Origin of the sequence: Clostridium ihumii AP5 (assembly GCF_000612845.1) — a bacterium.
Lineage (GTDB): Bacteria > Bacillota > Clostridia > Clostridiales > Clostridiaceae > Clostridium_J > Clostridium_J ihumii.
This window is the reverse complement of the sequence record NZ_CCAT010000043.1, coordinates 295,904-304,427: the sequence shown is the minus strand read 5'-3', so window position 1 is coordinate 304,427 and position 8,524 is coordinate 295,904. Positions and strand designations below refer to the sequence as shown.

Annotated in this window: 8 protein-coding genes; all 8 read right to left on the bottom strand. The window is 24.7% G+C overall.

The features are described from left to right. Positions 1–369 precede the first annotated feature (369 nt). The 8 genes from BN346_RS07280 to BN346_RS07245 all read right to left on the bottom strand — a co-directional run bounded on the left by BN346_RS07280 (position 370) and on the right by BN346_RS07245 (position 8,506). Positions 370–720 carry a hypothetical protein gene (locus BN346_RS07280; RefSeq protein ID WP_040327472.1) on the bottom strand — a complete coding sequence of 117 codons (351 nt, stop codon included), beginning with the start codon at positions 718–720 and terminating at the stop codon, positions 370–372. An 18-nt stretch (positions 721–738) separates the two neighbouring features. After that, positions 739–1,503 (bottom strand): class I SAM-dependent methyltransferase, encoded by a 765-nt coding sequence (locus BN346_RS07275; RefSeq protein ID WP_040327471.1) that lies wholly within the window; start codon positions 1,501–1,503, stop codon positions 739–741. Positions 1,504–1,792: 289 nt separating this feature from the next. Continuing rightward, positions 1,793–2,455 (bottom strand): DUF975 family protein, encoded by a 663-nt coding sequence (locus tag BN346_RS07270; RefSeq protein WP_040327470.1) that lies wholly within the window; start codon positions 2,453–2,455, stop codon positions 1,793–1,795. 396 nt (positions 2,456–2,851) lie between these two features. Further along, a complete protein-coding gene (gene hydF, locus BN346_RS07265; RefSeq protein ID WP_040327469.1) occupies positions 2,852–4,042 on the bottom strand; it encodes a [FeFe] hydrogenase H-cluster maturation GTPase HydF in 1,191 nt (396 codons plus the stop codon). A 10-nt stretch (positions 4,043–4,052) separates the two neighbouring features. After that, the gene (gene hydG, locus BN346_RS07260; protein WP_040327468.1) at positions 4,053–5,429 is read right to left on the bottom strand and encodes a [FeFe] hydrogenase H-cluster radical SAM maturase HydG; all 1,377 of its coding nucleotides are present in this window, start codon (positions 5,427–5,429) and stop codon (positions 4,053–4,055) included. 14 nt (positions 5,430–5,443) lie between these two features. Continuing rightward, a complete protein-coding gene (gene hydE / locus BN346_RS07255) occupies positions 5,444–6,499 on the bottom strand; it encodes a [FeFe] hydrogenase H-cluster radical SAM maturase HydE (protein WP_040327467.1) in 1,056 nt (351 codons plus the stop codon). A 12-nt stretch (positions 6,500–6,511) separates the two neighbouring features. Further along, positions 6,512–6,763 (bottom strand): TM1266 family iron-only hydrogenase system putative regulator, encoded by a 252-nt coding sequence (locus BN346_RS07250; protein ID WP_040327466.1) that lies wholly within the window; start codon positions 6,761–6,763, stop codon positions 6,512–6,514. A gap of 636 nt (positions 6,764–7,399) precedes the next feature. Continuing rightward, positions 7,400–8,506, bottom strand: a complete 1,107-nt coding sequence (locus BN346_RS07245; RefSeq protein ID WP_040327465.1) for an SLC13 family permease — start codon at positions 8,504–8,506, stop codon at positions 7,400–7,402. Between the last annotated feature and the right edge of the window lie 18 nt (positions 8,507–8,524).

The window sequence follows — 8,524 nt, the reverse complement described above, 5'->3', positions numbered from 1 at the left end:
ATTGATTTAGAAAATCTTATTAATTTGTGTTTTATTTTCAAGACCTGAACCCAAGGACGGGTTCAGCGCCTGCCTAGACAGGACGTCGATTCAGCCGTTTAGTCTTGAAAATAAAATAGCAAATTCATTAGAGTTTCTTTGAAATTTTTATGAATAACGTTTTAAATAATTACTGCTTCTTGGAATAACACTATTCTCATTTAATACTTGAATAATTTCATTTTTTAGCTTGGAACTCTATAAAAATACAATTAGAATTTTAAGTTCTAATTGTATTTTAAAATTATATCATATAATCTTCAAATATGGTTTTAAAATCATTTATATTGAAAGTATCACTTTCAATTTTATATAAATTTTCATTTATACCTATTTGGTTTGTATCAAAAATTGTAATATATAAGAAACATTATCATTATTGATGAATTGTATTATGAAACTATTGTTGGAATTTTCAATTCTCTTCAAAAATTGTTTGTTTATAACTTGCTTACTTAAATACTCAAAAAGTTCATTTACTTTCTTCTTATCTTCTATACTGTATTTATTAGAAGTTGAAGTTTCACATATTTCAATTGTATTATAATCAAATGTATTATAATCAAATTTAGTAAGTTTATTTGAAAAAGTTGTATCTATATTATATTCACTAATAATTAGTATGCTAATTATTAGTATTAGTGGGATAACAAGTATTAAAAAATTCTTTTTACTAGTCATATTAAAAAACTCCTAATGTTAATTATATCTTTTTATAGATTCAATAAAATACCTATGTTCAGTACTATATATAGAACCCTTAACTTCAATTTCTTTATTAAGTTCTAGTAATTTATCAAAGGTTTTATCTACAGTAAACTCAGGAAATTCCCAAGGAATAATTTTGACATAGTAAACAAGAGCACCTATGTCATAGAAATATGTTTTAGGGAAAAATTCACCACTAGATAGAACTTCCAAATCACATGTATTGCATTCATTTAGAAGTTCATTTAGACCTAAATCATGGTTGATTATATTTGGAACTTCTCCAAGAAGAAATTTAGACATTTCAATATTGTTTTTCCCGCCAACTTGTTGAGTTATAAATTTTCCACCTGGCTTTAATATTCTAGTTACTTCTGATAAAGAAAAAGACTCATGTTTATTTATGATTAAATCAAAATAATTATCTTCAAAAGGTAAATTATTATCATCAGTAACTTCTCTAACTTCTATATCATAAGGTTTTAATATGTTGGTACAAAGAATTAAATTTGGTTTATATGATTCTGTTGCATAAAATCTTGCTTTTTTTCGATTTAATGACAATAAAAACTCTCCTCCACCAGTACCCATATCAAGAACGGTTATATAATCTTTAATGTTATTTTCAACTATTTCTTTATAATTCCAAGGCAATGTATCTTCACTTATTCTATTATTTATATAGGAAAAATCCCAGCCTTTAAAAGTATGATTTTCTTCATGTTTCCAGTAATTTTTTAAATCTTCTAAATTCATAAATTACACCCCTTCATTTATATTATAAGTTATAAATTTCTTGTAGTGTAATGTTTGATAACATTTAAATTTAGCTCGATGTTATATTGCTATCAAATATTACACCGAGCAGTTCCCTGTTTTTAAAAGCATATTAAACTCCTCTTCTCTTTTATAAATATACATTAATTATAATATGAATAAAATATTATATATACATTTATGAAAAAAATTTACATAAATTTTAATGATTTATTTAGTTTTTTATATAGAAAATACATCATAGCTAAGCTATGATGTATTAGAAAGTTTATAAATTGAATTCTGTTTCTTTTATATTTTCATAAAAATAAGTGTTACTAGTTTGTACATATGGTACAAGCCATATGAAACCTATTCCACAAGTTATTATAGAAAGAATTGCCCAGCCTATAAAACTTAATTGTAAGCAAAAATAATCCCATTTATGACCGTCCATCATTTTCTTACTTTTATCAATAGCATCTAATGCAGAAATTTCAGGATTATCTGCTATTATATAAAATGTCATTGAATATTTAATTCCAGCAATAATACCCGGAATTATAAGTAATAAAGTCCATAATGCCATAAATATAGTCATTAATACTTGTGCAATTAATGATGTTACATAATTACTAAATCCTTTAAATAAGTCCTCTAAATCAAAATCTCTAACTCTTATAAATTTTAAAAAGCATATTGCCAAGCCTAAATATAGAGGTGCAAATAGAAGAACATCTATTAGTATATTTACTGAAAATAGATGTGTACTTGGAACAAGATTTAATCCAAATTCAAAATGATATATATCTATTTTCCCAAAAATAAACTCTAGTCCCCATTTAAATAATCCTATTATTAAACATACTAATATAGGTGCACCCCAATGACCTTTTAACTGATTTCGTGCGTTTTCTCTTAATGTAGAATTAGCTACATAATTAGTGCTCATTTTATACCTCCAACATTTTAAAATTTTTCATAATATAGTATATTATACAACAAATTTTAATATACTATATAACTTTATAAATATTTTATATTTTAATTTATACATTTATTAATTGATAGTATTAGTTTAAAATTTAATTCCTACTTTTTTATTTGTAATCAGTTTAGAACTATAAGATAATATATCCAAACGTCATTAGACAAGGTTGAAACAATTGCACTTTTCACTTGGTTATCAACATGATAATAGAATAAACTATAAGTTTAATAGTATCATTTGATAAAGAGATTACTTTAAATTTAAGTTTGGAACACTATAGTAATGTAAATTTATATATAATAAAAAAGTGATTTTTAGATATAAAATCACTTTTTTATTAAGCTTAGAATAGATACTTTATTTAATAAGCATATTAGTAGCTCTATTTAAAATACCAGTTATATATGCGATTAAAATACCATAATTAGTTATTGGAACGTTTTGCTCCTTACATAAGGCTATTCTATTTATAATAGTTTTCCTATTTACCATGCATCCACCACAATGAATTACTAAATCATAATCTTTAATATTTAATGGAAAATCACAACCACTTTTAAAATCATATTGAAGTTTAAGATTAGTAAATTTATTAATCATATTAGGTATTTTAATTCTTCCAATGTCTTCATGTGATGTATTGTGAGTACAATTTTCACAAATTAGAACTTTAGATTTATCATTTAAAAATTTTATACTTTTAGCACCTTCTATAAAAGTATTTAAATCTCCTTTTTGTCTAGCAAAAAGAATAGAAAAACTTGTCAAATTTATTGAAGAATTAACTATAGATGAAACTTTTTTGAAAGCTTGAGAATCAGTTATTACAAGCTTAACATCCGTAATATCATTTAATGCATACTCAAGTTCAGTATCTCTTACAACGTATGCTTTTGCACCATAATCTAAACATTCTCTTATACATTGTACTTGTGGAAGTATCAATCTACCTTTTGGAGCTTCAGAGTCTATTGGGACTACTAATATAATCTTGTCATTATAAGAAAGCAAATCTCCAATTAAAGGTAACTCCTCATCTAAGTGTTTTAGATTTTCTATGAGTTCATTTTTAAAAATGTCTATACCTATATCTGTAGTAGTTGATATAAATTGGGCATTTCTAAATTTATCTTTTAGCTTCTTCAAATCTTCATCACTTAATTTATCAATTTTATTAAAAACTAATAAGTGAGGTATATTAAATTTTTTAAAATTTAACTTCATTTTTTCATAATAAGACAAATCTATATCTAAAGAATCTATAACATAAATTGCAAAGTCGGTTTTAGTAAGCATTTCTAAAGTTTTATTAATTCTAAGTTTAGAAAGTTCACTATTATCATCAATGCCAGCAGTATCTATAAAAAGTACTGGTCCTATAGGTAATAATTCCATTGCTTTTAAAACTGGATCAGTTGTTGTACCTTTGACTTTAGAAACTAAAGAAATATCTTGATTTAAGAGTTTATTTATTATTGATGATTTACCAACATTAGCTTTACCATATATGCCAATGTGTTTTCTATTAGAATTAGGCGTATTATTCATAAAATTCTCCTTAAATATATAAATCTCTATAACCTTTTTTTAATTTTTCTAAATTAGATTTAACTAAGTCTTTAATGTCTTCCCTTTTTATATGATCTAAATTATTTAATATAGTTTTTTCTACTTTTTCAATAAAGGCTTTGTCGCCATAATCTAATGCATATTCCATTAAGGTTGTCATAGCATTAGGTTCGCATACATTTTGTATCTCACCAGATTTTGCAAGGCTCATAAACCTTTCACCAGTTCTACCTTTTCTATAACACGCAGTACAATAACTTGGAATATATCCATCATCTAACAATTCATTTAAAACTTCTAATGGTGTTCTTCTATCTGCAGTTTTAAATTGCTCAACATTTTCCCCATTTTCCTCTTTTTCATATCCACCTACACCAGTATTAGAACCTGCACTGACTTGAGATACACCATATTTAAGTGCTTCACATCTCATACTTTCACTTTCTCTAGTAGAAAGTATTATACCTGTAAAAGGAACTGCTATTCTTATTATTGCAATAATTTTCTTGAAAGTTTCATCATCAACTAAATGAGGAAATTGTTTCAAATCCATACCTTCAGCTTTACGTAATCTAGGAACGGATATAGTATGAAATCCAACATTAAATTTTTCTTCTAGATGTTCATTGTGTATCATTAGTGATAAAACTTCATATTTGTAGTCTGAAAGTCCAAAAAGCACACCGCCACCTACATCATCAATTCCACCTTCCATTGCTCTATCAAAGGCTGTTAAATGATATTCATAGTCTGATTTAAGTGAATTTGGATGCATTTTATCATAAGAATTTTTATTATAAGTTTCTTGAAAAAGTATATAAGTTCCGATATTTGCATTTTTAAGTTTTCTATAATTTTCAACTGTTGTAGCAGCTATGTTTACATTAACTCTTCTAATTTCTCCATTTTTATTTTGAGTTTTATAAATAGTATCTAAACATTCAAGAACATACTCGATAGGTGCATTAACAGGATCTTCCCCAAGTTCTAAAGCCAGTCTTTTATGACCCATTTTTTCTAAAATTTTAACTTCTTTAGCAACTTCACTTTGACTTAATTTTCTTCTTTCAAATTTATTACATCTTTTGTAACCACAATAGACACAGTTATTAACACAATAATCACTAACATAAAGAGGTGCAAATAAAACTATTCTTTTACCATAAATACTTTCTTTTATTTCACCAGCTATTTTATACATTTCCTCTATTTGTTTTGAGTCTTTAATTTGAAGAAGTACAGCAATATCTTTATGAGTTAAACCTTTTTTTATCTTAGCCTTTTCTAAAACTTTTTGAATATCTTCTTTTGTTGCAGTTTTAGCATCTTGTAAAATATTTTCTATATAATCATTATTAATAAACATAAAATCCCCTACTTTCAATCTTTAATTTTACTATTACCTATACTCTCATCTATTTCAAATCCGATAGATTTAAGACTATTTTCTATTTCTAATTTACACTCTGCGGATTCCCCATTTGTATATGCTTTATTGTTATATAGTAAGTATTTATTTCTAACTTCTATTGGAGAAAGATTAGGCATAATAACATTTGCACCAGCTTTTATACCTTTTTCTCGTCCAAATTTATCTAATGTACCAAGTGCTGTCGTGGCTGGAAGTAAAATTTTAGGACTTAATAATCTAATTAATGCTAACATTACAATAGTTTTTTCTACAGTTCCAGAGCATTCATTTTTAAGCTCAGTATCTTTATGAGGAATAAAAGGACCTATACCACACATATGTGGATTAAGCTCTTTTATATATCTTAAATCCTGAACTAAATGCTCATTTTTTTGAAAAGGAAGTCCTACCATAAAACCGGCCCCAATTTCATAACCAATTTTTCTTAAGTTTAAAAGACACTTACGTCTATTTTCAAAACTAGCATCAGGATGAAATCTATTATAAAGTTCATTGTTAGCAGTCTCATGTCTCAAAAGATATCTATTTGCACCAGCCTTAAACATTTTCTCATAAGAGTCATAACTTTTTTCTCCTAATGAAAGTGTAATTGCAGAATTAGGACACTCTTTCTTTATATTCTTTATAATCTCTATCATTTTATTATCATCAAAGTATGGATCTTCACCACTTTGAAGGACAAATGTTTTATATCCTAATTTATCACCAGTTTTTACAGAAGTCATAATTTCATCTAATGATAATCTATATCTATGAGCATATTTATTGGAACATCTTATTCCGCAATATAAACAATTTTTAATGCAATAATTACTAAATTCTATTAATCCCCTAATATATACTTTATTACCATAAAACTTTAGCCTAGTTTCATTAGCTTTTTTTATCAAAAATTCTCTATTTTCTGAATTCAAATTATCTAGTATATATAGAATCTTTTCATCCTCTAAATTATTAGTTTTATATAATTCTTCTATATATTTATTTACTTTCAAAATACTCATTTAGCTTATTTCCTAATTAAGTTCTACTTTTGATATAGATGTTTTAACTGAAACACCATTTATATTTCCAAGTTTTCCAGTAAGACTATTAATTTCATCTAAATCACCAGTTACTACTATAGATATTACAGAAACACCTTCTTCAAAAGGTATACCCATTCTTCCACGTATGCTTCCTCTAAAATTTGTAATAATTTTATTAAATTCAATTTGACATTCTGTAGGATTTTCTAAAATTGCACTTATTACTGCTATTTTTTTCATATTAATCTCCCCTTAATAAAAAATAAAAACCTAGTTTTCTTTAAATAAAGAAAACTAGGTTTTGAAATCATAAATAATATAAAATTCCAAGCTTAAATTTTAAATAATCCCTTTATCAAATGATAATTCTATAATTAAAGTTTATTCCTATCATGGCATTTGCAACCAATTAACAATGATGGTTAATATTATTCATTTCTAATTTTCACATTCATTGTCCATTATAAATTTTAAAAAAACTTAGCATTAAAATTATCAATTGAAATCTGAATAACTTAAAATTTTAAGTTTAAACTTGAATTCCTATAGATACAACTTTACCCCATAATTAGTTTTCTTTCAGCTTAGAAGTTTCTTTGCTGTTAGATATAGGGAAACAAGCTCGAATTTAAAACTATTTTTTTAGCTGTAAATATATTGCTTTCAAAAGAAATACTTACTGTAAAATGATTCCGAGCTGGTCTCACTCTTAAGGGTGTCCAAGTTTTTGAACTAATAATTATTAAGATGAACTTGGAACCCTATATATAAAACAAATATAAATGAAAATAAACTTATGTAAAAAGAATACTCTCTAAACATATGAATAAAATCATTTTCTGATTTCATAATAATACTTTATGAAATATATGTCAATTATATACATAAAAAATAAATTATAGGTATTATAACTATTAATCCTAACAAATTATATAAAGTAAAAACTTTAATATAATTATTATTCTCGTTTTTTACTTCTTTTACATATAGTTTATATGAAATAAGACTGGCTAAAGAAGCTATTAAGGTACCCATACCACCTATATTTACACCTAGCAATAATTCTTTTGAATAGTTTGTAAAATTTGATATAAGCATAGTTGCAGGTACATTACTTATTATTTGACTAGATAATATACTATAAAAATATGTACTTTTACTACTATTAAATAAATTTTCCATGAAAATTTTTACTTCTTCCATAGAAGATATATTTCCTATGAATATGAAAAAAGCAACAAAAGTTAAAAGTAATGAATAATCAACTTTTTTGAAAAGACTTTTATCTAAAAATACCACAAAAATTATTGTTAAAATAAAAGTAATTTTATAATCAATAATTTTAAATACTGATAAAATTACTAAAAAAAATAAAGCTACTACTAAAAATATTTTATTTTTATCCTTAATTTCTATTTTTTCTACATTGAAATTCAATTTAAAATCTTTTTCTTTAAATATTAAAATTGATAAAAAGACTAAACCTATTAATATTAATGGGAAAGTTGATTTTAAAAAAGATATTATATTCATGTTATAAAAAGAATAAATAAACAAGTTTTGTGGATTTCCCATTGGTGTTAATGCACTACCTAAATTAGCACCTAAAGTTTGAAATACTATAGTTTTTAAAGCATTAATATTTGCCTTTTTACTAGTTATTATGGTAAGTGGAACAAAAGTAATTAGAGCTACATCATTTGTTACAAACATTGCTGAAAAAAATGTTATAAAAACTAAGACTAAGTTTACTTTTCTAGAGGTTGTACATTTTTCTAGCAAAGTAATTGCAATTTTATCTAATACTTTAAATTTATTTAATGCTGCAACAATTACCATTAAATTAAATAGTAAAATTAGTACCTTAAAATCAATATATTCTAACTTTGGCATAGAAATTAATGAAGTTATTAGTGCTAGTAGTGTCGCTATTATTAGAACACATTCTTTTTTAAAAAAAATTATTATTTTATTATTTTTCATAACAGTATCACCTATATA